The sequence below is a fragment of the Streptomyces sp. NPDC059787 genome (assembly GCF_042732315.1).
Lineage (GTDB): Bacteria > Actinomycetota > Actinomycetes > Streptomycetales > Streptomycetaceae > Streptomyces > Streptomyces atrovirens.
Genome location: NZ_JBHWHX010000001.1, coordinates 285,981 through 310,968, shown reverse-complemented (window position 1 = coordinate 310,968; position 24,988 = coordinate 285,981). Strand labels below are relative to the sequence as shown.

General features: G+C 70.7%; 23 protein-coding genes. 6 read left to right on the top strand and 17 right to left on the bottom strand.

What is annotated here, in order from left to right:
* The first annotated feature begins 249 nt into the window (after positions 1 to 249).
* A complete protein-coding gene (locus tag ACFV5H_RS01575) occupies positions 250 to 750 on the top strand; it encodes an ATP-binding protein (RefSeq protein ID WP_385192167.1) in 501 nt (166 codons plus the stop codon).
* 10 nt (positions 751 to 760) lie between these two features.
* Here ACFV5H_RS01575 and ACFV5H_RS01570 read toward each other — a convergent pair whose 3' ends face one another.
* From ACFV5H_RS01570 to tsaD, 5 genes are all read right to left on the bottom strand, one after another.
* Positions 761 to 2,353 carry an N-6 DNA methylase gene (locus ACFV5H_RS01570; RefSeq protein WP_385192164.1) on the bottom strand — a complete coding sequence of 531 codons (1,593 nt, stop codon included), beginning with the start codon at positions 2,351 to 2,353 and terminating at the stop codon, positions 761 to 763.
* Positions 2,350 to 3,864: a restriction endonuclease subunit S gene (locus ACFV5H_RS01565; protein WP_385192162.1), complete on the bottom strand. Its 1,515-nt coding sequence runs from the start codon at positions 3,862 to 3,864 to the stop codon at positions 2,350 to 2,352. Before ACFV5H_RS01565 ends, ACFV5H_RS01570 begins: the two co-directional genes overlap by 4 nt.
* Entirely contained in the window at positions 3,861 to 7,448 is a 3,588-nt protein-coding gene (locus ACFV5H_RS01560) for a DEAD/DEAH box helicase family protein (protein WP_385192159.1), read from the bottom strand. The genes ACFV5H_RS01565 and ACFV5H_RS01560 overlap by 4 nt, the downstream gene beginning before the upstream one ends.
* A gap of 176 nt (positions 7,449 to 7,624) precedes the next feature.
* Positions 7,625 to 7,888 carry a hypothetical protein gene (locus ACFV5H_RS01555; protein ID WP_385192156.1) on the bottom strand — a complete coding sequence of 88 codons (264 nt, stop codon included), beginning with the start codon at positions 7,886 to 7,888 and terminating at the stop codon, positions 7,625 to 7,627.
* Positions 7,885 to 8,982, bottom strand: a complete 1,098-nt coding sequence (gene tsaD, locus ACFV5H_RS01550; RefSeq protein ID WP_385192153.1) for a tRNA (adenosine(37)-N6)-threonylcarbamoyltransferase complex transferase subunit TsaD — start codon at positions 8,980 to 8,982, stop codon at positions 7,885 to 7,887. Before tsaD ends, ACFV5H_RS01555 begins: the two co-directional genes overlap by 4 nt.
* 162 nt (positions 8,983 to 9,144) lie before the next feature.
* Here tsaD and ACFV5H_RS01545 point away from each other — a divergent pair, with 162 nt between their 5' ends.
* Positions 9,145 to 10,353, top strand: a complete 1,209-nt coding sequence (locus ACFV5H_RS01545) for an RNA-guided endonuclease InsQ/TnpB family protein (protein ID WP_385192150.1) — start codon at positions 9,145 to 9,147, stop codon at positions 10,351 to 10,353.
* 25 nt (positions 10,354 to 10,378) lie between these two features.
* On the opposite strand, the gene rimI is transcribed toward ACFV5H_RS01545, so the two are convergent.
* The gene (rimI, locus tag ACFV5H_RS01540) at positions 10,379 to 10,975 is read right to left on the bottom strand and encodes a ribosomal protein S18-alanine N-acetyltransferase (RefSeq protein ID WP_385192148.1); all 597 of its coding nucleotides are present in this window, start codon (positions 10,973 to 10,975) and stop codon (positions 10,379 to 10,381) included.
* Positions 10,972 to 11,625: a tRNA (adenosine(37)-N6)-threonylcarbamoyltransferase complex dimerization subunit type 1 TsaB gene (gene tsaB, locus ACFV5H_RS01535; protein WP_385192146.1), complete on the bottom strand. Its 654-nt coding sequence runs from the start codon at positions 11,623 to 11,625 to the stop codon at positions 10,972 to 10,974. Before tsaB ends, rimI begins: the two co-directional genes overlap by 4 nt.
* 119 nt (positions 11,626 to 11,744) lie before the next feature.
* On the opposite strand from tsaB, the gene ACFV5H_RS01530 reads away from it, so the two are divergent.
* Together ACFV5H_RS01530 and ACFV5H_RS01525 are read left to right on the top strand one after the other, a co-directional pair.
* Entirely contained in the window at positions 11,745 to 12,293 is a 549-nt protein-coding gene (locus ACFV5H_RS01530; RefSeq protein WP_385192144.1) for a hypothetical protein, read from the top strand.
* A gap of 164 nt (positions 12,294 to 12,457) precedes the next feature.
* Positions 12,458 to 12,637 carry a hypothetical protein gene (locus tag ACFV5H_RS01525; protein ID WP_385048263.1) on the top strand — a complete coding sequence of 60 codons (180 nt, stop codon included), beginning with the start codon at positions 12,458 to 12,460 and terminating at the stop codon, positions 12,635 to 12,637.
* Positions 12,638 to 12,939: 302 nt separating this feature from the next.
* On the opposite strand, the gene tsaE is transcribed toward ACFV5H_RS01525, so the two are convergent.
* The 4 genes from tsaE to ACFV5H_RS01505 all read right to left on the bottom strand — a co-directional run bounded on the left by tsaE (position 12,940) and on the right by ACFV5H_RS01505 (position 17,478).
* A complete protein-coding gene (tsaE, locus tag ACFV5H_RS01520; protein ID WP_385048266.1) occupies positions 12,940 to 13,470 on the bottom strand; it encodes a tRNA (adenosine(37)-N6)-threonylcarbamoyltransferase complex ATPase subunit type 1 TsaE in 531 nt (176 codons plus the stop codon).
* Positions 13,439 to 14,662: an alpha/beta fold hydrolase gene (locus ACFV5H_RS01515; protein WP_385192142.1), complete on the bottom strand. Its 1,224-nt coding sequence runs from the start codon at positions 14,660 to 14,662 to the stop codon at positions 13,439 to 13,441. Before ACFV5H_RS01515 ends, tsaE begins: the two co-directional genes overlap by 32 nt.
* Complete coding sequence (gene alr / locus ACFV5H_RS01510; RefSeq protein ID WP_385192139.1) at positions 14,659 to 15,840, bottom strand: alanine racemase; 1,182 nt, start codon at positions 15,838 to 15,840, stop codon at positions 14,659 to 14,661. The genes ACFV5H_RS01515 and alr overlap by 4 nt, the downstream gene beginning before the upstream one ends.
* Positions 15,841 to 16,044: 204 nt before the next feature.
* A complete protein-coding gene (locus ACFV5H_RS01505; protein ID WP_385192136.1) occupies positions 16,045 to 17,478 on the bottom strand; it encodes an NAD(P)H-hydrate dehydratase in 1,434 nt (477 codons plus the stop codon).
* Between the two features lie 148 nt (positions 17,479 to 17,626).
* Here ACFV5H_RS01505 and ACFV5H_RS01500 point away from each other — a divergent pair, with 148 nt between their 5' ends.
* Positions 17,627 to 18,811 (top strand): hypothetical protein, encoded by a 1,185-nt coding sequence (locus ACFV5H_RS01500; protein WP_385192134.1) that lies wholly within the window; start codon positions 17,627 to 17,629, stop codon positions 18,809 to 18,811.
* 55 nt (positions 18,812 to 18,866) lie between these two features.
* On the opposite strand, the gene ACFV5H_RS01495 is transcribed toward ACFV5H_RS01500, so the two are convergent.
* The 6 genes from ACFV5H_RS01495 to ACFV5H_RS01470 all read right to left on the bottom strand — a co-directional run bounded on the left by ACFV5H_RS01495 (position 18,867) and on the right by ACFV5H_RS01470 (position 23,770).
* Complete coding sequence (locus ACFV5H_RS01495; RefSeq protein WP_385048279.1) at positions 18,867 to 19,703, bottom strand: RNA polymerase sigma factor SigF; 837 nt, start codon at positions 19,701 to 19,703, stop codon at positions 18,867 to 18,869.
* A gap of 96 nt (positions 19,704 to 19,799) precedes the next feature.
* Positions 19,800 to 19,928: a hypothetical protein gene (locus ACFV5H_RS01490; RefSeq protein ID WP_385048282.1), complete on the bottom strand. Its 129-nt coding sequence runs from the start codon at positions 19,926 to 19,928 to the stop codon at positions 19,800 to 19,802.
* 5 nt (positions 19,929 to 19,933) lie between these two features.
* Positions 19,934 to 20,305 (bottom strand): holo-ACP synthase, encoded by a 372-nt coding sequence (locus tag ACFV5H_RS01485; RefSeq protein WP_385048285.1) that lies wholly within the window; start codon positions 20,303 to 20,305, stop codon positions 19,934 to 19,936.
* A 195-nt stretch (positions 20,306 to 20,500) separates the two neighbouring features.
* Entirely contained in the window at positions 20,501 to 20,671 is a 171-nt protein-coding gene (locus tag ACFV5H_RS01480; protein WP_385192132.1) for a hydrophobic protein, read from the bottom strand.
* Positions 20,672 to 21,023: 352 nt separating this feature from the next.
* Entirely contained in the window at positions 21,024 to 22,871 is a 1,848-nt protein-coding gene (gene glmS, locus ACFV5H_RS01475) for a glutamine--fructose-6-phosphate transaminase (isomerizing) (protein ID WP_385192129.1), read from the bottom strand.
* Positions 22,872 to 22,981: 110 nt separating this feature from the next.
* Positions 22,982 to 23,770 (bottom strand): hypothetical protein, encoded by a 789-nt coding sequence (locus ACFV5H_RS01470; RefSeq protein ID WP_385052234.1) that lies wholly within the window; start codon positions 23,768 to 23,770, stop codon positions 22,982 to 22,984.
* A gap of 233 nt (positions 23,771 to 24,003) precedes the next feature.
* Here ACFV5H_RS01470 and coaA point away from each other — a divergent pair, with 233 nt between their 5' ends.
* Entirely contained in the window at positions 24,004 to 24,972 is a 969-nt protein-coding gene (gene coaA, locus ACFV5H_RS01465) for a type I pantothenate kinase (RefSeq protein ID WP_385052231.1), read from the top strand.
* Positions 24,973 to 24,988: the final 16 nt, after the last annotated feature.

Here is a 24,988-nt window from a genome sequence, read left to right as displayed (position 1 = left end):
CACCCAGTGTGCCCGGTGCGTGACACAGCGCTCAACTCCTCAGGGGGTAATTATCTCCGAAAGGTTGGACATGGTGACCCGCCGACTTCTACTGTCAGCGATGAAGCAGCCACAGCGCGCTACTGGAAGTGCATCGCGTGAGCCTGCCCACACTCTCCTGCCCTGGGAGGGGTGGGCTCGCGTCAGGGAGACAGGCCACCGGCTGCGCGCCCCGACCCTCATCCACCCTTTGCTGTAAGGGGATCCGCCATGTCTGCGACGACAGCCTTCACCCTGTGTCCCATCTCGTCGGACGTGCTTCCGGCGACCAAGCCCACGCCCGACACCCTCGCCTACAGCTTCACCCTCCCCACCGCACTGACCAGTGCGGCGATGGTCAGGGCGGCGACTCGTACCGCCCTTGACCTGCACGGACTGGGTGACGTGACCGAGGCCGTGGTGCAGACGGTGAGCGAACTGACCGCTTGCGCCTGCCGCTTCAGCGCCGCCGATGACATCTACGTGTCCCTACGGCACCGCGACGGCACGGTCCGGGTGATCGTCTACGACGGTCACCCCCGCCACACCCATCCCCGTCTCTCCGCGGCCTGCGACGCCCGGCGCAAGGCGACTCTCCGTGTTCTCACGGCGGTCGTACGGGCCTGCGGCGGAACGTGGGGACTCGACGCGGCCCGGCAACCCGGCGGCGGCACGCGGATGTGGGCGGTCCTGCCCATCGCCGGGGCGCGGGCGTACGGGAAGAGGCGATGACCTCGCCGAGTTAGGCCGGCTCCGCCTCGTCCTCGATCACTTCGCCGCCGAGCGCCTCGGCGATCGCCTTGAACTCGTCCAGGGCCGCTTGCAGGTCCTGGACGATCTCCTGGGCGATGACCTCCGGTTCGAGGTCGCTGTCCGCGTCCTCCAGGGCCGGGTCCTTCATCCAAGTGATGTCCAGGTTCACCTTGTCGCGCTTGATCAGCTCGTCGTAGGTGAAGACCTGCCAGGGACCGTCCGGTGACTCGGAGGGCTTGCGGTTCTCGTGGGGCTCGTCCGGGCGGTAGGCGGCGACGAAGTCGTCCAGGTGGGCACGGGTCAGGGGGCGCTTCTTCAAAGTGAAGTGCTGTCCGGTGCGGAAGTCATACACCCAGGTCTTCGTCGTGTGTGGCCTGCCGTCTGCTCGCGGCGGCTCCTTGTCGAAGAAGAGGACGTTCGCCTGCACTCCGCCCGCGTAGAAGATGCCCTTGGGGAGCCGCAGGATCGTGTGCAGGTTGAACTCCTGCAACAGCCGGCGTCGGATCGTCTCGCCGGCGCCGCCCTCGAAAAGGACGTTGTCGGGAAGGACAACAGCGGCTCGGCCGTCGACCGCCGTCAGCGACATGATGTGCTGCAGGAAGTTGAGCTGCTTGTTGGACGTGGTCGCCGTGAAGTCGTCACGGTCGTACTCGACGTCCTCCTTCTCCACTGAGCCGTCCTGGCCGATCACATTGATCGCGGACCTTTTACCGAAAGGCGGGTTGGCCAGGACGAGCGTGGCGTGACGGCCGCTGGGTTTCTCAGCGAGAGCGTCTCCGACGGTGACGAGGCTACGGCCGTCGCTGGTGCCGATGCCGTGGAGCAGCATGTTCATCGCGGCGAGGCGGGCAGTGCCGGTGACCAGTTCGTTGCCGCGGATGTGCTCGCCTCGCTGGAGGGCGGCGCGCTTCTCCCCGCTGAGGCCCTTCATGTGGTGCTTACGCAGGTAGGAGTGGGCAGCGATGAGGAAGCCACCGGTACCGCAGGCGGGGTCGGCGATGATGTCGTCCGGGGTCGGGCGGGTGACCTCGACGATGGCGTCGATCAGGGCACGGGGTGTGAAGTACTGGCCTGCGCCGGTCTTCGTGTCGGAGGCACCCTTGTTGAGGAGGCCTTCGTAGGCGTCGCCCTTGAGGTCGGTGCCCTGGATCGTCCACTGCTCGCGTCCGATCAGTTCGACGACGAGCTTTTCGAGGAGGGCAGGCTTGGTGATGCGGTTCTGGGCCTCGGCGAAGATCGTGCCGATGGTGGTGCCGGGGCGGCGGCCGAGTTCGTCCAGGACGTCCCGGTAGTGGCGCTCGAGCTCTACGCCACGCTTGGTGACCAGGGACTTCCAGCCGTACTCCGGCGGGATGACCTGGGTGATCTCGTCGTCCTCCCAGGCCTCCTCGGCCATCTCGTCGACCATCTTGAGGAAGAGGAGATAGGAAAGCTGCTCGACATACTCGATGGTGGACATGCCGTTGTCACGGAGGACGTTGCAGTAGTTCCAGAGCTTGGCGACAAGGCTGTTCGTCTGCGCGGCCGCCTTGGCCCGCACCTCGGGTGCCGGTTCGGTGGTGATCTCTTCGGCGGCGGTCACAGGGGGAGCTCCTGCTGGACGGATGAACGGGGGGGCTCGGTGGGTTCAGGAGCAAGGGAGGCTGCGGCAGGTTTACGGGCGGCTGGGGCGTTCCGCGTGCGCGTGCGCTTCGGCTTGGGCTGAGCGGCCCGCTCAGCCCGGATGCGGTCGAGTACGGCGGCGGCCGACTCGTCCTCCGGATTCTGGGGGACCAGCCCACCTGAGAAAGCCTTGCGGAGCAGCGCCATGCGCAGAAGCGCGGACCGGCGTTGCGCAAGGCGAAGGGCTTCTTCTGCCTTCGCGGCGATCAAGGACTGTTCCTCAATACGCTTCAGGATGTCCAGTTGCACATCAGCGGGCGGAATAGGGACAGGTAGTTCTTTGATCTTCTTCAAGCTGATCGATGCAAGGTTTGTGCTCTGCTTGCCATTTTTCTCGAACCAGCGCCCCATGCTATTCGCCCACCAGGAGAGCAGCTTCGGTAGCAGGACTTCGTTCTTAATGCGAGCTCGGAAGACATGGTTCTGATGGATGACATCATCCATCGCACCTTCCCATACCCAGCCCCGACCGAGCTTGTCCCGGTCACCACCTTCATTCATCAGGACATCGCCAGGCAGCAGCCGCAGTTGGGTCAACTTAAATTGCGGAACGCGGATTAGCGTGACGCACTTGAGGTCGAGGTGCCCTCTTTGCACGTTCGCCACTCTGAGGTAAGGAACTTCGGGCAGAAGCGGGTCTTGCTGCTTCTTGGAATCTTTGGTCACTCCCCCGACGACGTCGGCGATTTCACCGAGTCGTTGCCATGACCATTCCTTCGGAAGCATGGGCAAGGAGCCATCGATTGCCCCCGAGGCGGATGGGGGTGGAGAAGCTTCGGGCAGGTCGCCCACATGGAACCCGAGAGTGACATCGGCCACAGAATGCTTCAGTCGCGCCACGCGCAGGATCGATTTTTGCAGGAGTTTATCTCCTGTATCGAGGCGAGATAGACCCACTTCCAGGGCTTCAACAATCCGCTCCTGCTCACCCAGCGGCGGAAGCAACAGGTTAATATCCTCAAGGATCTTCTGGTTAAGCTTGTAAATTCCGGCCGTGGTACGCACTCGTGATTCGATCTGAGATCGAACCATGGGCGACTGCCAAATAAGCCTGAGAAACGCCGAGTCGAGAACTCGCCCATCAGGGCGAACCCGGATCATCGTGTCCGGAAAGGCCACCGGCGCGGGAACGGTCCCGACGGCCCCGCCGCGCCCGACAAGGCTGAGCGATCCGTTTCCGCGACTGAGCAGAAAGTCCCCTTCGGCCACACAAAAGGGCGCTGCCTCATCAGCCGTCCACGCACCCTGTTTGCTTTCGGACAGGTCGATCCATCCGTCCTTGATCGCGGTCAGGCGCAGGACAGGGAAGCCCCCGTCACGATCGCGGACGGAGCGACCGTTGACCAGGGGCTCGGAGAGGACGTCCGCCAAACGAACGGAAACCCACCCCTCCGGAAGCCCAGCCGACTCCGAAAGTCCCGTCCCACTCAAGCCAGTTCCCGGTTCAGTTCGCCCAACAGTTCCTGCGCCCTCGTCCTGCCGCCGAACGTAACTGCAAACCCGCCACGACCGCCCTGGGCGGTGAACGGCTCGATGTTCAGCTCGGGTGACTCGATGCCCACGTCGTCCGCGATCACGTCGCGGATCCGTTCCAGCCACCACATCTGTTCGTCGGTGAACTCCACGCCCGCCTGCTTCTGACGCAGCAGCCAGCCCTGGAAGCGCTCCTCGACAACGTTACGGTATGGCTGAAGCTGATCATCCGCTCCGAGTTCGTAGCGGATCAGTGCCATCAGGTCACCGAGGCCCGCCTCGCTGCCCGGATGCGCGGCGGCGCGGCCCAGCTGTTCGTAATGGCCCCACAGTATGGACGGCGTCCACGCCCGAGGTCCGCTTTTGATCTTGCCCTCCAGCTCACGCAGCGCCGCCCGCTTCTCCGCGACCGAACGGTTGCCGCTGCCGGAGCCCAGGGCGACCTGAACGGCGGCGTGACGGTCCCGCTCGGCCTTGGTCAGCACCTCGTGCCAGTCCTTCAGCTCCTTACGGGCACGCTCGGCGCGGTCCACCTCGACCACCTCGGTGACGGCCACGGCCGTGGTCTCGTCGTACGTCAGGTCCTGCTGGTGCCGGATCTCGACGATCAGCCTGCGCAGCTCCGGGTTGCCGGTGAGCGGTGCGATGGCGTCCGTGACGAGTTTGCGCATCGCCTGCTCACCACCCGTCCTCAGCGCCGCATCCTGGCGGTCGACGTCGACGGCGTCGGCGAGGTGGCGAGCCAGGGACGTCAACGTGGTGCCGTCGCCCGCGACCTCCTCGATGCGGCGGCGCTCGTCGTCGGTGAGCTGGCGGTCGACGCGGGCGAGGCGGCGGGCCAGGGTCTCGGCCTCGTCCGAGCTCAGGGCCAGTGTGCCCGTCTTGTCCAGGAGCTTCTTCAGGGAGACCTGCCGGTCGCCGGCCGGAATCAGGGGCCGGGCGTCGACGAGGGGCGAGTCCGTGACACCGACCGCGTCCACCAGGACGAACCTGTCCTTGGCCAGGTCCCTCGCGGCTTCCGGGGTGACCGCACGCAGTTCGTCCGGGTCGATGGAACGGGCACCGCGACCCTTCATCTGCTCGAACAGCACCGGGCTGCGCACGGAGCGAAGGAAGATCACGCATTCCAGCGCCTTCACATCCGTGCCGGTGGCGATCATGTCGACCGTGACGGCGACCCGGAGGCTCGGAGAGTTACGGAGGGCGTTGATGAGCTCGTCGGGGTCCTCACCGTTCTGCCGGGACTTGTAGGTGATCTTCTTGGCGAATTCGTCGCCCCGTCCGAAGACCTCCTTGACCTGCTTGAGGACCTCCTCGGCGTGGTCCTCACCCACGGCGAAGACCAGCGTCTTCGGTACCTCGGCGCGGCCGGGGAACCAGCGGGGCCAGGTGTTCTTGTAGAGGGTGAGGACCTGGCGGATCTCGTCCTCGTTGATCACCGAGCGGCCGAGCTCCCGGGTGCTGTACTCGAAGTCGTCCTCGAGTTCCTCGTACCGCTGGGCGCGGGTCTTGCGGTCGCGGATGCGGACGGTCGTGCCGGCCTCGATGGTGGCGCCGCCGTCGTCCCGCAGGTTCGTGTGGACGCGGGCGATGTCGAAGTCGACGTTGACGCCGTCGGCGACCGCCTGCTCGAAGGTGTACTCGGAGACCAGGTTGTTGTCGAAGAAGCCACGGGTCTGTGGAGTGGGGGTGGCGGTGAGGCCGACGAGGTGGGCGTCGAAGTACTCCAGGACGGCACGCCACAGGCCGTAGATCGAGCGGTGGCACTCGTCGACGACGATCACGTCGAAGGACTCGATGGGCACACTCGGCTGGTACTCGACCGACGCGGGGTGGTCTAGCGCGTACGCCTTGTCGCGGTCCTGTTCGGCCTGCTCGTCCTGGGCGTCCGCCGTCGCGTCGTCGTCCGTGAGCGGCTCACCCTTGAGAAGGCTGTACATCTTCTGGATCGTGCAGACGACCACCGCGGACGTCTGCTGGACCCCGGCGGAGCCCAGCCGGTCCACGTTGTAGAGATCGGTGAAGGTACGGCCCTCGTCCGGTGTCTTGTAGCGGCGGAACTCGCCGAGGGCCTGGCGGCCGAGGTTGTTCCGGTCGACGAGGAACAGGACACGCTTGGCGCCCGCGTGCCGCAGCAGCCGGTGCGTGGCGGTCACGGCCGTGAACGTCTTTCCGGCGCCGGTCGCCATCTGGATCAGGGCACGCGGGTGGTCCTGGGCGAGCGACGCCTCCAACCTGTTGATCGCCTCGAACTGAGCTTCCCGCAGACCATGCCGCTCCAGCTCCGGCATCCGCTCACGCAGCGCCGCGCGGAACGTCACGCCCTCCACTTCCGCGTTCTCGGCGCGACGCATCCACTCGGCGATCGTCTCGGGCCGGTGGAAGGCGAACACCGCGCGGGAACGGGCTTCCGGGTCAAGGCGGTTGACGAAGTAGGTCTCGGTGCCGGTGGTGGCGTACCGGAACGCGAACGGCTCGTCCCGGCGCCACACGCTGAGCGCGTAGTCCCGGTGCACGCCGCGCGCGTACCGTTCGTTCTGTGAGAGTGCGCTGCTGAGAGGCGTGCCCTCGCGCTTGGCCTCGATGACGCCGACGATCCTCTGGTCGATGTACAGGACGTAGTCGGCGCGGCCGGTCGCCAGCGTGAACTCCCGTACGGCGACTCCCCGTCCGGCCAGTGGGTTGAGCTGGTCGCGGTCCTGGACGACCCAGCCGGCGGCCTCCAGGAGCGCGTCGATACGGACGCGGGCCTGCACCTCGTTGAGCGGCGTCGGACGCTGCGCCCGCTCGACGATCGCTTGCCGGGCGGACACGGCGACCTTGCGGGGCTGCTGTCGCTCCTTCTCGTAATCGGCCTGCTGGGCCTTGCGCAGTTCATCGATCTGCGACTGGAGCTGCTGCAACTGCTCGGCCAGCGCGGCCTGCGACTGCTGCGCGCTGACCATCAGCGCCTGGGCTTCTTCCCGAGCCCTGCGCTCCGCCTCCAGGCGGTTCTCCGTCTCGCTGAGCCGGACACGCGACTCTGCGAGCGTCGCCCGGTGCCGGTCCAGCGCCTCCCTCAGCGCCCGCGCCTCGGCCGGATCGGTCAGGTCCTGGGGCATGGCGGGCGGCACGAAGGCCCGCACGGTGCGGGAGCCGGTCAGGGCCCGATCGAAGAAGACACCCAGGTCCCAGCAGAGCCGGACGTTGGCGAGGGCGGCGGTCGTGTCGAAGACATGGGCGTGGACGGCCTGATTGCCGCTTCGGCGCAGCGTGTCGAACGCCTCGCGCACGGGGGCGGTGAGCGCGCCGATGTTGGTCAGTGCGCGCAGGCGGTCGATCTGGTTCGTACCGGTGACGCGGATGCCCGTGCGCCGCACCAGTTCCTCGGCCAGCACCTCACCGAACTGGCGCGCGCTGACGGAGGCCGCGTTGGGGTTGGTGAAGACGTTCAGCTCGGCCTGCGAGCCGTAGAGCGCGAGCAGCGGCTCATGCCCGTACAGCATCCCGAAGTTCGGTGAGGCCTTCGCCAACTCGTGCAGGCGGCGGAGCTGTTCGTCCATGCGCGCGTGTCCCCCCGGACTCGACGTGGTCGGCACCGATGACGGCGAACGCCCAGCTTAACCACGTCAGGCCGACTGGACTACGGAACTCCGGCCCTGCCAAAGCCATCGGCACTACCGGAGCCCAAGAGCACGCCATGTGATCGATCCGGCGACGGAACGTCGAGCGATTCGGGTCAGACGCCCCCGAGCGACTCGAACCGCCACCGGTGCACCGGCCGGGCGACCAGGTCGTCGCCCGGCTCCGGGAGTTCGGGGAGGTCCGCGTCGTACGGGGCGTCCCACCAGGTGATGACCAGGACGCGGTCCTGCGGGGCGCGGAAGGTCTCGCGGCGCAGGGGGCGGCGGGCGAGCTCCCGCGCCTGTTCCTCGGTCCAGGCCACCAGGTCCGCGCCCCGGCCGGGGACCGCCCGCGCCTCCCACATCAGTGCGACGGTCACGAGTACAGGTTCTCCTCGCCGACCTCGTGGACGTGGTCGTGGGAGTGGGCGGTGCCGGGCACGTGCGGGTCCGTCACCGGGAGGGAGGAGTCCGCCGACAGGTCCCAGTCGGAGGCGGGTCGGTTCCGGGCGACCATCTCCGCGCCCAGCGCCGCGACCATCGCGCCGTTGTCCGTGCACAGCTTGGGGCGCGGCACGCGCAGCCGGATGCCGGCCGCCTCGCAGCGCTCCTGGGCCAGGGCCCGCAGCCGGGAGTTGGCGGCCACGCCGCCGCCGATCATCAGGTGGTCGACGCCCTCGTCCTTGCAGGCCCGTACGGCCTTTCGGGTGAGGACGTCCACGACCGCCTCCTGGAAGGACGCCGAGACGTCGCGCACGGGGACCTCCTCGCCCGCAGCCCGCTTCGCCTCGATCCAGCGGGCCACGGCAGTCTTCAGCCCGGAGAAGGAGAAGTCGTACGCCGGGTCGCGCGGGCCGGTCAGACCGCGCGGGAAGGCGATCGCCTCCGGGTCCCCCTCGCGGGCGTACCGGTCGATGACCGGGCCGCCGGGGAAGCCGAGGTTCAGCACACGGGCGATCTTGTCGAAGGCCTCGCCGGCCGCGTCGTCGATGGTCGCGCCGAGGGGACGGACGTCGGAGGTGATGTCCGTGGAGAGCAGGAGCGAGGAGTGGCCGCCGGAGACCAGCAGGGCCATCGTCGGCTCGGGCAGCGCGCCGTGCTCGAGCTGGTCGACGCAGATGTGCGAGGCGAGGTGGTTGACGCCGTAGAGGGGCTTGCCGAGGGCGTAGGCGTACGCCTTGGCCGCCGACACGCCGACCAGCAGCGCGCCGGCGAGTCCGGGTCCCGCGGTGACGGCGATGCCGTCGAGGTCGCGGGCGCTGACGCCCGCCTCCTTCAGCGCGCGCCCGATGGTGGGGACCATCGCCTCCAGGTGGGCGCGGCTCGCCACCTCCGGGACGACGCCGCCGAAGCGGGCGTGCTCGTCGACGCTGGAGGCGACGGCGTCCGCCAGCAGGGTGGTCCCGCGCACGATGCCGACGCCGGTCTCGTCGCAGGAGGTCTCGATCCCCAGGACCAGGGGTTCGTCAGCCATCAGGACCTAGCCAGGGGACGTCCCGCTTCAGCGGGGTGGGGAATGGCTTCTCTCACTGCTCTGACCTCGGCTTTCTGTATGGATCCGCACTGTTGTCAGTGGGGCCCGCTAAATTGTCTGTACTGGCTGTGACCGTGCGATTGCGACAGGGGGGTGGTGGGGGTGATGCGTGCCTACAAGTTCCTTCTGCGGCCCACGGTGCGCCAGGAGCAGGCGCTTGCCGGGATGCTGGCCGATCACTGCTCGCTGTACAACGGTGCGCTTCAGGAGCGCCGGGACGCCTACCGGCACGCCTCGAAGACCACCGTTCGTTACGGTGGTCAGTCCGCGCAGCTGAAGGAGATCCGGACGTTCGATCCGGAGCGGCAGGGCCGCTGGTCGTTCTCCTCCCAGCAGGCCACCCTGCGCCGTCTGGACAGGGCGTTCGCCGCGTTCTTCCGCCGGGTGAAGGCCGGTCTCACGCCGGGCTACCCCAGGTTCAAGGGTGTCGGGCACTTCGACACGGTGGTCTTCCCGAAGGACGGAGACGGCTGCCGATGGGACTCCACCCCGCACGACGGGCAGACCAGGGTGCGGCTGCAGGGTGTCGGGCACGTGCGGGTGCACCGGCACCGGCCCGTACGCGGCCGGGTCAAGACGATCAGTGTCAAGCGGGAGGGCCGCCGCTGGTACGTGATCCTGGCCTGCGACGAGGTGCCGGCCGAGCCGCTGCCCGCGACGGGAAGCACCGTCGGCATCGACATGGGCGTGACGCACTTTTTCACCACGTCCGACGGTGAGCACGTGGCCAACCCGCGCTTTGTGGAGACGATGGCGAAGGAGTTGGCCGCCGCCCAGCAGCACCTCGCGACGTTCCCCCGCCGCACCCGGCGCCGCACGAAGAAGCACCGGGCCGCAGCCCGGAAGGTCGCCAAACTCCACGCGAAGATCCGCAGGCAGCGGCTCGACCACCACCACAAGGCCGCGAACACGCTCGTCACCGGGCATGACGTGATCGCGCACGAGAAACTGAACACCGCCGGGATGACCAAAAGCCCGGCAGCCAGGCCCGACCCCGAGACTCCCGGCGGCTTCCTGCCGAACGGGGCCGCCGCCAAAGCGGGCTTGAACCGCAGCATCCTCGACGCGGGTTGGGGGTTGTTCCTGTCGATCCTGGCGCAGAAGGCTGAGAGTGCCGCTCGCCGCGTGATCCCGGTGGACGCCCGCAACACCTCCCGCACCTGCCCCGACTGCGGGCACGTCGCCAAAGAGAACCGCCTCACCCAAGCCGACTTCGAGTGCACCGCGTGCGGCTTCACCGCCAACGCGGACCACGTCGGCGCGCTCAATGTGCTCAACAGGGCCGGGCTGGTCCTCTGCGACGTGGCTTAGCCACCAACACAGGAAGCCCGCAACTTCAGTTGTGGGTGGAGTCACTGGTTTCGGTTCCTTGTACGCCGTTCCCGTCGACGGGATTCGCCGGGTTCACAGAGGTGGACGGATCGGTCAGTCGCATCACCAGGGCGTCCACGTTCCCCGGCTGGTAGTAGCCGCGCCGGACGCCGATGGTCTCGAAGCCGAAGCGCTCGTAGAGCTTCTGGGCGCGCACGTTGTCGACCCGGCACTCCAGCAGCACCTCGGCGCACTCAAAGGCGGTCGCCGCCCGCAGCAGCTCGGTCAGCAGCCGCGAGCCGAGGCCGGTGCCCCAGTGGTCCCGGGTGACGGCGATGGTCTGCACGTCGGCCGCCTGGACACTGCCTCCGCCGTCACCGGCCCCGCCGCCGTCGGACTCCGCGCCGGAGGTGGTCAGGCCCGCGTAGCCGACGATCCGGTCGCCCTCCTGGGCGACGACGTAGCACCGGGTCGCCCCCGGCCCGCGCGCATGGGCCAGCTCGGACCAGAACATCCCGCGCGACCAGGCGTCCTCGGGGAACAGGTCCCGCTCCAGCTCCAGTACGGAGTCGATGTCCCACCAGCGCATCTCGCGCAGCACGGCAGTCTCGGTTCCCGTCACTTGGGGGTGACCACCTTGTAGTTCTTGGGGACCTGGGCATCGGGCCGGCGCAGATACAGCGGCCGGGGCGCGGGCAGCTCCTCGCCCGCCGCCAGCCGCTCGGCGGCCAGCCGGGCCAGGGCGGCGGCGGACACGTGCTCGGGCTCGTGCGCCTTGGGAAAGGTGTCCGGGTAGAGCAGCGCGCCCGCGCCGACGGCCGGGAGCCCGGCCACCCGGTCCGCGATGTCGGCGGGCCGGTCCACGGCGGGCCCGGTGAGACGGGTGCGGGAGTCGGCGTAGCGCGCCCAGTAGACCTCCTTGCGGCGGGCGTCGGTCGCCACGACGAAGGGGCCCTCCAGGTCGGCCGCCCAGGCGAGGCCGTCCAGCGTGCACACGCCGTGCACGGGCACGCCGAGCGCGAGCCCGAAGGTGTCCGCGGTCATCAGGCCGACACGCAGCCCGGTGTACGGGCCGGGGCCGACGCCGACGACGATCCCGGTGACGGCGTCCAGCCGGGAACCTGCCTCGGCGAGCACCCGGTCGATCGCCGGGAGCAGCAGCTCGCCGTGGCGGCGGGCGTCCACCTGGCTCGACGAGGCGATGACGTCGTGGCCGTCGTGCAGCGCGACGGTGACGGCGGGGGTGGCGGTATCCAGAGCGAGCAAGAGCACGCAAACAGCCTACGGCTCCCGAGCCCCGGCCACGGCCGCACGGGTCGGCCGGTCACGTACTGCTACGGTCACGACGACGTACGTAAATAACAGGGCAGAGCGGGACAGAGGTGACGACGGTGGCAGGCACCAGCTCGGCGATCGTGGCGGGGCTGACCGCGGCGGCCCTCGCGACGATCGGCTACCTCGGCCACCGGGCGGCGGTGACCGCCCCGGCCGGGCTGCGCCCCCCGGCGCCCGGCACCGCGGCGGCCGTCCAGAAGGCCCTCCGGGACGGCGACCACCCCGCCGCCCTGCCCGCACGGTCGGGGACGGGCGAACGGGTCGTGTACGCGCTGGACAAGGACCGGGTGTGGCTGGTCGAGAGGAGCGGCAAGGTGCGGCGCACCTACGGGGTCAGCCCCAGCACGGTGGACCCGGAGCCGGGCACCTACCGGGTCACGTCCCGGTCCGCGTCGGTCACCGGATCGGACGGCGTTCCGATCGAGTACGTGGTGCGGTTCGCGTCCGTCGAGGGCACGGCGATCGGGTTCAGCGCGGCGGTCGACGGCTCGGCGCCGCGGCTCGACCCGGAGCAGCGGACGGGCGGCATCCGGGAGACGCGCGCGGACGGTGCGGCGATGTGGGGGTTCGCGACGATCGGGCGGAAGGTCGTCGTCGTACGGTGAGTCCCGGTGTGCGCGTTCCGGCCGGATCACGTGAACGGGGTCCGTACATTCCGACAAGACGTCGGCAAGATGTTGCGTTCGGCGTCCCGGGCGTGGTCACATGGTATCCAGCCCGTGGTTAGGTCTACCTAACCACGCCCGCCCCCGTCCTTCAGGAGGCGTCCATGCCGGCCCATCAGAGCGCCCGCCGGACCACGGCGCAGTCGCGGCCACAGCCGGTCTCCGGAATCCCGATGCACGACCTGCTGGCGTCCTGCGCGGCGGCCGCCGCGATCTCCACCCCGCCCCGCGCACCGGAACCCCGGCCCTGCGAACCGGCCAAGGGGCACCGCGAGGCCGCGTAGGCCCGTCGAGCCGCATGGCTCCGGTCGAGCCGCGTGGCTCCGGTCAGCCGGCAGGACGGTCAGGCCGCGTAACCCGATCGGGCCGCGCGGACCGGTCGGCAGGCAGGACGGTCAGGCCGGCAGCACGTTCAGGCCGGCTAGGACGGCCAGGCCGCGTAACCCGATCGGGCCGCGCGGACCGGTCGGCAGGCAGGACGTTCAGGTCGGCAGCACGTTCAGGCCGCGTAACCCGATCGGGCTACGCAGACCGGTCGGCCGGTCGGATGCCCAGGCCGACGGGGCAGCCGGGCCGCGTGACCCGGTCAGGCCGACAGGACGGTCAGGTCGGTCGTCGACCAGCGTCCGCCCAGGCCGGTCACGGTCACCTGGCGCACCTCGTCGGTGGTGTCGCCGACCGCCCGGTGGATGACGAGCTGGAGACGGTCCTCGGTCAGCTCCTCGACCTTGCCCTCGCCCCACTCCACGACGATCACCGACTCCGGCAGCGAGACGTCGAGATCGAGGTCCTCCATCTCGTCCAGACCGCCGGAGAGCCGGTACGCGTCGACGTGGACCAGCGGCGGGCCGTCCCCCAGCGACGGGTGCACCCGGGCGATCACGAACGTCGGCGAGGTGACCGCGCCCCGCACGCCGAGCCCCTCGCCGAGGCCCCGGGTCAGGGTCGTCTTGCCCGCGCCCAGCTCGCCCGAGAGCAGGACGAGATCACCGGCGCGCAGCAGCTTGGCGAGCCTGCGTCCCAGCTCGCGCATCTGCTCGGGGGAGGTGACGGTCAGCCCGACGGAGTTCGCGGTCGACGTCGGCTCAGCCGGGTTGTGCGGTGCTGCTGCTTCCATAGCGACCAACGGTAGCCCCTGCGGGCACCGCACCCGCACGGACGAGCAGGTCGGCGAGGCGGTCGGTGACCGCCTCCGGGTGCTCCAGCATCACCAGGTGCCCCGCGTCCGGGACCAGCACCAGCTCCGCGTCGGGCAGCAGACCGGCGATCGCCTCGCTGTGCTCGCTCGGCGTGACCAGGTCGTCCACCCCGGCCAGCACCAGCACCGGCAGACCGGCGAAGTGGGTGAGGGCCTCGGTCTTGTCGTGGTCGTTGAACGCCGGGTAGTACTCGGCGACCACGTCGATCGGCGTGCCCTCGATCATCCGCTCGGCGAACCGGGCGACCGCCGGGTCCACGTCCCGCGACGCGAACGAGTACCGCTTGACGACCCCCGCGAACAGGTCCGCGGTGGCCCGGCGCCCCCGCTCCACCAGCTCGGCCCGCTGCCCCAGCGCCTTCAGCACCCCCGGCAGCACCCGCCGCACCGCGTTGACGCCGGCCACCGGCAGCCCGAAGTTGACCTCCCCGAGCCGCCCCGACGACGTACCGACCAGGGCGACGCCCATCACCCGCTCCCGGATCAGCTCCGGGTACTGGTCGGCGAGGGCCATCACCGTCATCCCGCCCATGGAGTGACCGACCAGCACCAGCGGCCCCTCGGGCGCCGCCGCGTCGATGACGGCCTTCAGGTCCCGCCCCAGCTGCTCGATGGTGACCGGCTCGCCCCGCTCCGCCTGCGCCGCACCCCGCGCCGAACGGCCGTGGCTGCGCTGGTCCCAGTGCACGGTCCGTACGACGCCCCGCAGCGCGGCCCGCTGGAAGTGCCAGGAGTCCTGGTTGAGGCAGTAGCCGTGGCTGAAGACGACGGTGACCGGGGCGGGGGCCCTGCGCCCGAACAGCCGGCGCCGGCGCTCGGGGGTCGGGGCGGGGTCGACGTCGTCGGCCTCGTAGTACAGCTCGGTGCCGTCGTCGGCGTACGCCTTGCCGGGCGTGCCGCGCAGCGCGCCGTACGGTCCCGCGGAGTCGAGGGCGAGCCGGGCCTTCCTGCGCATCCCCCGGCCGACCGTCATCCGCTCTATCGCGACGCCCGCGGCGGCCCCGGTGGCGAGCACGCCTATCGCGACACCCGCGACACCGGTGGCGCGACGCCAACTCCCGCCGGACGCGGAGGCGACAGCCGCGACAGCCTCCGCGCTGCTCTCGCTCACGTACCGCTCCCCTCGTCGACGTAGACGCGCGGGACACGGGCCCCGATCCGGGTGACGATCTCGTACGCGATGGTCCCGGCCGCCTGCGCCCAGTCCTCGGCGGTGGGCTCACCGCGGTCACCGGGCCCGAAGAGGACGGCCTCGGCGCCCGGCCCCGGCTCGTCCCCGCCCAGGTCGACGACGAACTGGTCCATCGCGACCCGCCCCGCGACCGTGCGCCACTTGCCCTCGACCAGCACCGGGCCGGTGGAGGAGGCGTGGCGCGGGATGCCGTCCGCGTAGCCGAGCGGGACGAGGCCGAGGGTGGTGACGCCCGGGGTGACGTAGTGGTGGCCGTAGCTGACGCCGTGGCCGCCGGGGACGTGCTTCACCAGGGCCATCGCGGCGGACAGGGTCATCGCCGGGCGCAGTCCCAGGTCGGCGGGGGTGCCGATGGCGGGGCCGGGCGAGACGCCGTACATCGCGATGCCGGGGCGGACGAGGTCGAAGTGGCTGTCGGGGAGGGTGAGGGTGGCGGGCGAGTTGGCGATGTGCCGCACCTCGGGGTCGACGCCCTGTCCCTCCGCGTACGCGACCATCTCCCGGAACCGGGTGAGCTGGGCGGCGATGGAGGGATGGCCCGGCTCGTCGGCGCAGGCGAAGTGCGACCACAGGCCGGTGACCCGGAGCAGCCCCTCCGCCTCGGCGCGCAGCGCGGAGGCGACCAGTTCCGCCCAGTCGTCGCCGGGCTGGCAGCCGCCCCGTCCGAGCCCGGTGTCGGCCTTGAGCTGCACCCGCGCGGGCCGCCCGGCGAGACGAGCCGCCCGGGTGACCTCGTCCAGCGCCCACATGCCGCTCAGGGACACGTCGAGGCCGGCCTCGATCGCCTCCCGCCAGGGCCCGCCGGGCGTCCACAGCCAGCACATGATCCGTACGTCGTCCGGCACCCCGGCACCGGGCGCGCGCAGCGCGAGCGCCTCCTGCGGGGTGGCGGTGCCCAGCCAGGTCGCCCCGGCCTCGACGGCCGCCCGGGCGCAGGGGGCCGCGCCGTGCCCGTACCCGTCCGCCTTGACCACGGCCATGAAGGCGGCGCCGGGCGCCCGCTCGCGCAGGACCCGCACATTGGCCCGCACGGCGGCAAGGTCGATCTCGGCACGGGCCCGCAGCTCCGCACCACCCGGGGCAACTGTCTCGTTCATCCGGCCCAGTCTCTCAGAGCCCCGCTCCCGGGGGCGCTGCCCCCGGGGGCAAGAACAGCCCCTCCGGCGTTTGCGGAGCGGGGTCCGGGGCGGAGCCCCGGGGTCGGGACGGGAAGGGGCGGCGGGGGCGAGGAAAATCCCTGAGGCTCCCACCGCACCCACCGCACCCATCGCCCCAGCCCCACACGCACGCCGAGCCCCCGGTCACCCCCGCGCGACGTCCCGCCACGCCCTCGCGATCCCCTCCGCCACATCGTGCGCCCCCATCGGCGCCCCGTCCGCCGCGAACCGCCCCGCCAGCCCGTGCAGGTACGCCCCCGCACTCGCCGCGTCCACCGCCGGCAGCCCGGCCGCCAGCAGCGACCCGGCCAGCCCCGACAACACGTCGCCGCTGCCGGCTGTGGCCAGCCATGACGTCCCGGTCGGGTTCACCCGCACCACACCCCCGCCCGAGGAGGCGATCAGAGTCGTGGACCCCTTCAACAACACCGTCGCCCCGTACCGCCCCGCCAGCTCCCGCACAGCCGCCAGCCGGCCCCCCTCGACCTCCTCCCGCTCGACCCCGAGCAGCGCCGCGGCCTCCCCCGCATGCGGGGTCATCAACGTCGGCGCCCGCCGCCCCCGCACCGCCGACGCCTCCGCCAGCCGCAGCCCGTCCGCATCGATCAGCACCGGCACATCCGCCGCCAGCACCTCCGCGACCGTCCCCGCGTCGTCCCCGGCCCCCGGCCCGACCACCCATGCCTGCACCCGCCCCGCACGCCTCGGCCCCCCGTCCGACACCAGCGTCTCGGGAAAGCGGGCGATCACGGCCTGACCGGCGGGACCGACGTACCGTACGGCCCCCGCCCCGCCCCGCAGCGCCCCCGCCACCGCGAGCACCGCCGCCCCGGGATACCGGGCGGAGCCGGCCGCGATCCCGACGACGCCCCGCCGGTACTTGTCGCTCTCCACGGCCGGCACCGGCAGCAGCCGGGCCACGTCCGCGTGCTGCAACGCCTCCAGTTCCGGCTCCTCGGGGAGCGACAGCCCGATGTCGACCAGCCGCACCGCCCCCGCGTGCTCCCGCGCCGGATCGACCAGCAGCCCCGGTTTGTGCGTCCCGAAGGTCACCGTGAGGTCGGCCCGGACCGCCACCCCCCGCACCTCCCCGGTGTCGGCGTCGACCCCGCTCGGCAGATCGACGGCGACCACGGCCGCCCGCGCCCGCCCGGCCGCGTCGGCGAGCGGCACCGCCTCCGGCCGCAGCCCGCCCTTGCCGCCGATGCCGACGATCCCGTCCAGAACGAGATCGGCCCGCTCGATCAACGCCTCGGCCCCGTCCACCCCCACCACTCGCCCGCCCGCCCGGCGCAGCGCCGCGAGCCCCCCACCGTGCGCCCGCTCCGGCGCGAGCAGCACCGCGCTCACGCCCGCACCGCGCCGGGCGAGCCGGGCACCGGCGTACAGGGCGTCACCACCGTTGTCCCCGCTGCCCACCAGCAGCAGCACCCTGCTGCCGTACACCCGCCCCAGCACATCCGCACAGGCAGCGGCGAGACCGGCGGCGGCGCGCTGCATCAGCGCCCCCTCCGGCAGCCGTGCCATCAGTTCCCGTTCCGCCGTCCTGACCGTCTCCACGCTGTACGCAGTACGCATGCGTCCGAGTCTCCCGCAGACGGCCCGTCAACTCCCGCAACGGGGAAGCGGACCGCTTGACTCTCTGCCATGCCCTTGCCAAACTCTCGGCCCCCCACAGGATGAATCGATTCAGTCGAATCGGTTCGACGACAGAAGCAGAGGACCCATGGGACGCAGAGCCGCACTCCTCGCAGCAGCCGGCGCCACCGCACTCCTCACCACAGCCGGCGTCATGACGGCCCCGGCGACCGCCGCCACCTCCCCCACGGCCACCGCGGCCCCGGCCCCCGCCCGCGCCGCGGCCTGCGGTGACGGCTCCTACCAGGCCGAGGCCGTGCTCAACGGCAGCACCTGGACGGCCAGGCGCGGCAGCAGCACGGTCTACACCGGCAGCGACATGCGTGCGGCCGTGCAGGCGGCGATCAACAGCCTGTCCTCCGGCCGCACCAGCAAGGAACGGGTGGTGGTCCGCGGTTCGGGCTCCGTCTCCGCCGGTTCCCGCATTTCCCTGCCGAGCTACACGACCCTGGACGTCTGCGGCACCATCGACGTCACCGGCAGCGGCTCCGGCGACCAGGCCCCGGTCTACTCCCGCGGCACCCGCGACATCGAGGTGCAGCACCTCAACGTCACCGGCGCCCCGCTGTACGGGATCTTCATGCGCAACGTGCAGAACGTCGTCCTCGGCCAGATCGACATGCGCCTGACGCGCGGCCTCGGCGTCCGCATCGACAACCGCGGCGACACCAGCCAGTGGACGCGCAACGTCCGTATCGACAACGTGTACGTCTCCGGCGCGTCCAGCCACGCCGTGGAGACGTACGGCGTCGACGGCCTCACCGTCGGCACGGTGACCGCCCGCAACGTCGGCGAGTCGGGGCTGCTGCTGAACCAGACGATCAACGCCACGGTCTCCAAGGTGGACGCGGAGAACGCGGGCACCGGCACCGGGTACGCCGCCTTCCGCATGGCCAACCGCAACGGCCGGATCGGCAGCTCCTACTCCACCAACATCCGCGTCGGCGAGGTCGTCGCACGCGGCGGCGGACGGGGCGTGTTCTGCGTCTCGGAGAGCGGCGGCGCGACGATCGACAGGATCACGCTCTCGAACACGGGCAACAACGCGATCCTCATCGAGAACTGCTACAACGTGAACCTCGCCGCCCAGAGCGGCACGGTCACCGGCGGCGGCGAGATCCGCCTGGCCGCGCGCTCGGAGTTCGCGAACAACAGGGACATCACCGTCCAGAACCTCACGGTGACGAACTCGTCGATCCGCGAGAGCCCCTGCGGCGAGAACACGACGTTCCGCAACAACCGGCTGGTGAACAGCAGCCAGTCGATCTGCTGACGAAAAAGGCGGGGTGCGGCACACCGTGCCGCACCCCGTACGTCCGTCGTCCGCCTCAGTTCGTGGTGAGCATCCCCGCCCGCAGCCGCTTCAGCGTGCGGGACAGCAGCCGCGAGACGTGCATCTGGGAGCAGCCGAGCCGCTCGCCGATCTCCGCCTGCGTCAGCTCCTCCACGAACCGCCAGTGCACGATCTTGCGCTCGCGCTCGTCGAGCTCGGCGATCATCGGGGCCAGCGCGTGGAAGTCCTCGACCAGTTCCAGCGCGGCGTCCTCGGTGCCGATGAAGTCCGCGAGCACGCTCTCGCCGTCCGGCTCGCTGCCGATGGCGGCGTCCAGGGAGGCGGAGTTGTAGCCGTTGGAGGCGATCCGGGCCTCGTTGACCTCTTCCTCGGTCAAGCTCATCAGCTGTGCGAGTTCGGCGGTCGTGGGCGTCCGGCCCAGCCGGCTGCGCAGTTCCTCGGTGGCGCGGGCGAGCTGCACCCGGGCCTCCTGGAGCCGGCGCGGCACGTGCACGGACCACGAGGTGTCCCGGAAGAACCGCTTGATCTCGCCGACGATGTAGGGGATCGCGAAGGAGGTGAACTCCACCTCACGGGAGAGCTCGAACCGGTCGATCGCCTTGATCAGTCCGATCATGCCGACCTGGACGATGTCCTCCATCTCCTCCGGCCCGCGACTGCGGAACCGGCCGGCCGCGAAGCGGACGAGGGACATGTTCATCTCGATGAGGGTGTTGCGCGCGTACTGGTACTCGTGCGTGCCCTCCTCCAGCTCCGTCAGCCGGCGGAAGAACTGCTTGGACAGCTCCCGGGCGTCCTTCGGCGCGACCTGACCGGGATCGGCGACCTCCGGCAGCTCCGTCACCGTCTGAGCTCGGTCGGTCCGCGTCATCGTCGACGTCACTGTTCGCCCTCCCTGTTGGTTCGGTCCGGCTCCGGGCACCGGTTCCACGCGTCTACCCCGGTCCATCCGAAACACGCATCCGGGTCAACGACGGCGGTTGCGCAGCAGCCGCACGAGGGCGAACACGACGGTGAGCACGGCGGCGACGACGAGGAACGCCTGGCCCCAGAGGGGCAGGTCGACCCCGGCACCCGGGAAGGCGAGCACGGGCACCGGTCTCACCCCTCCGCGATCACGACCGCCGAAGCCACCCCGGCGTCATGGCTGAGCGACACGTGCCAGGACCGCACGCCCAGCTCGGCGGCGCGCGCGGCCACCGTCCCCCTCACCCGCAGCCGCGGCTGCCCACTGTCCTCGCACCACACCTCGGCATCGGTCCAGTACAGTCCCGCGGGTGCCCCGAGCGCCTTGGCGAGCGCCTCCTTGGCCGCGAACCGCGCGGCGAGCGAGGCGACACCACGCCGCTCCCCACTGGGCAGCAACAGCTCGCTCTCCAGGAAGAGCCGCTGGGCCAGCGCGGGCGTCCGCTCCAACGACTCCGCGAACCGCTCGATCTCGGCCACGTCGATCCCGACTCCGATGATGCTCATGCGCAGCACCTTACGAGCCCGCACCGGGAGGACGTCGGACGCCGGCGTGGAGGCCGCCGGTTCCCGTGCGCACCGGCGCCCGACGGACGGGCGGGTGCCCGTCAATCCACTTCCGACGCCCCATTTCACCCTTTCCACGCACATGCGGAGGGCTCCGACGGAACCGCCGGAGCCCTCCGCACACATTCCGCCGCCCTACCAGCGGTACCAGCGGCCCCGCGCGCCACCCGTGCCCGCCGGGCGGACGAAGAAGCCCACCAGCCACAGCACGAGCACGACGACCGCGACCCACCACAGCGCCTTGAGCGCGAAGCCCGCACCGAACAGGACCAGCGCCAGGAGAAGAACCAGAAGCAGGGGAACCATGTGTATCAACCTCCGGTCCCGCGAGTGCCCCGGCACTCCCCGCACAAGCTCTCCAACTCCACGTTATTTTCACGGCTTTGGGGGAATCCACGCGGGACGGCCACCCCCGCGGCGGGTCGGGCCGGCGGGAGCGGGCGGCCCGGCGGTCACCGGCGACACCCGTCGGGCCGGGCCGGGTTCGCACCACACGGACTTCCCCTCGCCGCCGTCCCGGGACGGCGGCTGCCGGCCCCACGGGCCGGCACACGCCCGCACCGGTGCCGGTCCGCGCCCGTCCTCCGGGCCCAGGTCCGCGGACCGTTCGAAGGGCAGCGGCGAGTCGGGCGGCGCGGGGTCGGCGTCCTGTGAAGACCTACTCCACCGTCACCGACTTCGCCAGGTTCCGGGGCTGATCCACCTCGTTCCCCCGCGCCGTCGCCAGCTCGCAGGCGAAGACCTGCAGCGGCACCGTCGTCACCAGGGGCTGGAGCAGCGTCGGGGTGGCCGGGACGCGGATGAGGTGGTCGGCGTATCCGGTGACCGCCTCGTCCCCCTCCTCCGCGATGACGATCGTCCGCGCACCCCGCGCCCGGATCTCCTGGATGTTGGAGACGATCTTGTCGTGGAGGACGGAGCGGCCGCGCGGCGACGGGACGACCACGACCACCGGCAGGTCCTCCTCGATCAGCGCGATCGGGCCGTGCTTCAGCTCGCCCGCCGCGAAGCCCTCCGCGTGCATGTACGCGAGTTCCTTCAGCTTCAGCGCGCCCTCCAGCGCGACCGGGTAGCCCACGTGCCGGCCCAGGAACAGCACCGTGTCCTTCGCGGCCAGCGACCGCGCCAGCTCCCGTACCGGCTCCATCGTCTCCAGGACGCGCTCCACCGCACCGGAGATCGACGACAGGTCCCGCACCACCGCGCGGATCTCGTCCGCCCACTTGGTGCCCCGCACCTGGCCCAGGTACAGCGCGACCAGGTAGCAGGCGACGAGCTGGGTCAGGAACGCCTTGGTCGAGGCGACCGCGACCTCCGGACCGGCGTGCGTGTAGAGCACGGCGTCGGACTCGCGCGGGATCGTGGAACCGTTGGTGTTGCAGATCGCCAGCACGTGCGCGCCCTGCTCGCGGGCGTGGCGCAGGGCCATCAGCGTGTCCATGGTCTCGCCGGACTGGGAGACGGCGATGACGAGGGTCTGCTGGTCGAGGATCGGGTCCCGGTAGCGGAACTCGCTCGCCAGTTCCACCTCACAGGGGAGCCGGGTCCAGTGCTCGATGGCGTACTTGGCGATCAGCCCGGCGTGGAAGGCCGTACCGCAGGCGACGATGACGACCTTGTCGATCTCGCGCAGGACGTTCGCCGGGATGCGGACCTCGTCCAGGGTCAGCGAGCCCGCCCCGTCGATACGGCCCAGCAGCGTGTCGGCGACCGCCTTCGGCTGCTCGGCGATCTCCTTGAGCATGAAGTAGTCGTAGCCGCCCTTCTCGGCTGCGGAGGCGTCCCAGTCGACGTGGTACTCGCGGACGTCGGCCGCGCCCCCGTCGAAGTCGGTGACCGTCACCGCGTCCCGGCGCAGCTCGACCACCTGGTCCTGCCCCAGTTCGACGGCGTCCCGCGTGTGCGCGATGAACGCGGCGACGTCCGAGGCGAGGAAGGCCTCGCCCTCCCCCACGCCCACCACCAGCGGGGAGTTCCGTCGCGCGCCGACCACCACGTCCGGCTCGTCCGCGTGGACGGCGACCAGGGTGAACGCGCCCTCCAGACGCCGGCAGACCAGCCGCATCGCCTCCGCGAGGTCCGCGCAGGCGGAGAACTCCTCGGCGAGGAGGTGGGCGACGACCTCGGTGTCCGTCTCGGAGGCGAGGTCGTGGCCGCGCTCGGCCAGCTCGGCGCGCAGGGCGGCGAAGTTCTCGATGATGCCGTTGTGGACGACGGCGACCCGGCCCGCGTTGTCGAGGTGCGGATGGGCGTTGGCGTCCGTCGGGCCGCCGTGGGTGGCCCAGCGGGTGTGCCCGATGCCGGTGGTCCCGGTCGGCAGCGGCCGTTCGGCCAGCTCCTTCTCCAGGTTGACGAGTTTCCCGGCCCGCTTGGCGGTGGCCAGGCCGCCGTCGGCCAGCACGGCGACGCCCGCCGAGTCGTACCCCCGGTACTCCAGCCGCTTCAGTCCGGCCGTCACGACGTTCAGCGCCGACTGCGGCCCCACGTATCCCACGATTCCGCACATGCCCGGCAGCCTACGATCCGCCGGCCACCGGAAAAGGCCTTTGCCTGCCCGAAATCGGAAATTCCCACCGGTGCAGGAAGCACCGGTGGGAAGAAGGGACGCGGGGTGCGTCAGGCGAGCTTGCCGAGCTGGGCGTCGGAGACCGCCGTCGGGAAGTCGAAGTCCTCGCCGGTGGCGGCGGAGGCGAAGTTGGTGACGGTGAAGGAGGCGACGGTGGCACCCTTGCGGGCGACGACCAGCTTCATGGGCGCCTTCACGCCCTCCTCCGCGGCCAGGGTCGCCGTGATCGCGAGGGCCTCGTCGCCACCGCCGGGCGCCTCGGTCTTCTCGACCGACAGGATCTTGAACGGCTCGCCCATGGCGTCGTAGGTGAAGCCTCCGGCGCACTTGCCGACAGCGGCGTCCACGTCCTTGATGACCTGCTCGGCGCCGCCGTCCTCGTAGGAGGCGAGCGTGACGAGCATCTGCTCCGCGTCGAGTCCGGCGAGCAGGGCCTCCTCGGGGCTGACGTCCGCGGCGGGCTTCTGCGGCTCGCCCGTCCAGGAACGCTTCACCGTGGCGGCCGGCGAGCCGACGGGCACACCCATCTGCAGGTGGGCGAGCGGCTGGCAGGCCGCGTCCTCCGCCTTGACCTTGTCGGCGGCGATGTCGTCCGTGGCGGCCACCTCCGCCACCTTGCCGTCCTTGACGTCCGCCTGCGCCAGCGCGGCCTTCTCCAGCTCGGCGGCGGTGAGCGCCTTCGCCGCCGGCGCGGTGGAGGCGGAGGCGCTCGACTCCGCCTTGCCCTTGCTGTCGCCGGCCTTGTCCTCGTCGCCGGAGCCACCGCAGGCGGTGGCGAGCAGGGCGAGCGCGGCGGCGGAGGCGGCGAGCGCGGTACGGCGGACGGCGGTGGTTCTCACGTGGGGACTCTTTCTCGAAGGCGCGGAGGACTCCGCAACGCATTGCGCGCCATTCAAACGGATCCCGAACACAGCCGCCGCACAGTTGATCACCCGACGATCACCCGGTATGCGACCGTGACAACCGCGTGATCTCCGACGACTACGGAAGCGCCGGGACGGCGTGACACAGCCCACCTGTCGCCCCGTTCAAACTCCGTTAACAATGGACTGTGATCTCTCCGGTCTCCCCGATGCCTCGGAGCGCCCACCGGCAGCGGCCGGAGGCGACTCCCTACGTGGACCTCACCCGCGCCGAGTGGAGCGCGCTGCGCGACAAGACTCCGCTGCCCCTGTCGGCGGCGGAGGTCGAACAGCTGCGCGGCCTCGGTGACGTCATCGACCTCGACGAGGTGCGGGACATCTACCTCCCGCTGTCCCGGCTGCTCAATCTCTACGTCGGCGCCACCGACGGGCTGCGGGGCGCGCTGAACACGTTCCTCGGCGAGCAGGGCTCCCAGTCGGGCACTCCCTTCGTCATAGGGGTCGCCGGTTCGGTGGCCGTCGGCAAGTCCACGGTCGCCCGCCTCCTGCAGGCCCTGCTCTCCCGCTGGCCCGAGCACCCGCGCGTGGAGCTGGTGACGACGGACGGCTTCCTGCTGCCGACGAAGGAGCTCCAGGAACGGGGCCTGATGTCGCGGAAAGGTTTCCCCGAGTCGTACGACCGCCGCGCGCTGACCCGTTTCGTCGCCGACGTCAAGGCGGGCAAGGGGGAGGTCTCCGCCCCCGTCTACTCCCACCTGATCTACGACATCGTCCCGGGCGAGGAGCTCACCGTGCGCCGCCCGGACATCCTGATCGTCGAAGGGCTCAACGTCCTCCAGCCGGCGCTGCCCGGCCAGGACGGCCGCACCAGGGTCGGGCTCGCCGACTACTTCGACTTCAGCGTGTACGTCGACGCCCGCACGGAGGACATCGAACGCTGGTACCTCAACCGCTTCAAGCGGCTGCGCGAGACCGCGTTCCAGGACCCGTCGTCGTACTTCCGCAAGTACACCCAGGTCTCCGAGGAGGAGGCCCTCGACTACGCCCGCACGATGTGGCGCACCATCAACAAGCCCAACCTCGTGGAGAACATCGCCCCGACCCGGGGCCGGGCCGCACTGGTGCTGCGCAAGGGCCCGGACCACAAGGTCCAGCGCCTCAGCCTGCGCAAGTTGTGACCACTACGCTGCCGTC

Bases quoted from the DNA above. Each gene is read 5' to 3' on its own strand.
- ACFV5H_RS01505 (WP_385192136.1), bottom strand. From the start codon at position 17,478: ATGCGTACTGCGTACAGCGTGGAGACGGTCAGGACGGCGGAACGGGAA.
- ACFV5H_RS01495 (WP_385048279.1), bottom strand. From the start codon at position 19,703: ATGACGCGGACCGACCGAGCTCAGACGGTGACGGAGCTGCCGGAGGTC.
- ACFV5H_RS01485 (WP_385048285.1), bottom strand. From the start codon at position 20,305: ATGAGCATCATCGGAGTCGGGATCGACGTGGCCGAGATCGAGCGGTTC.
- ACFV5H_RS01560 (WP_385192159.1), bottom strand. From the start codon at position 7,448: ATGGACGAACAGCTCCGCCGCCTGCACGAGTTGGCGAAGGCCTCACCG.
- glmS (WP_385192129.1), bottom strand. From the start codon at position 22,871: ATGTGCGGAATCGTGGGATACGTGGGGCCGCAGTCGGCGCTGAACGTC.
- tsaE (WP_385048266.1), bottom strand. From the start codon at position 13,470: ATGGAAGCAGCAGCACCGCACAACCCGGCTGAGCCGACGTCGACCGCG.
- alr (WP_385192139.1), bottom strand. From the start codon at position 15,840: ATGAACGAGACAGTTGCCCCGGGTGGTGCGGAGCTGCGGGCCCGTGCC.
- tsaD (WP_385192153.1), bottom strand. From the start codon at position 8,982: ATGGCTGACGAACCCCTGGTCCTGGGGATCGAGACCTCCTGCGACGAG.
- coaA (WP_385052231.1), top strand. From the start codon at position 24,004: ATGCCTCGGAGCGCCCACCGGCAGCGGCCGGAGGCGACTCCCTACGTG.
- ACFV5H_RS01525 (WP_385048263.1), top strand. From the start codon at position 12,458: ATGCCGGCCCATCAGAGCGCCCGCCGGACCACGGCGCAGTCGCGGCCA.
- ACFV5H_RS01480 (WP_385192132.1), bottom strand. From the start codon at position 20,671: ATGGTTCCCCTGCTTCTGGTTCTTCTCCTGGCGCTGGTCCTGTTCGGT.
- ACFV5H_RS01500 (WP_385192134.1), top strand. From the start codon at position 17,627: ATGGGACGCAGAGCCGCACTCCTCGCAGCAGCCGGCGCCACCGCACTC.
- ACFV5H_RS01575 (WP_385192167.1), top strand. From the start codon at position 250: ATGTCTGCGACGACAGCCTTCACCCTGTGTCCCATCTCGTCGGACGTG.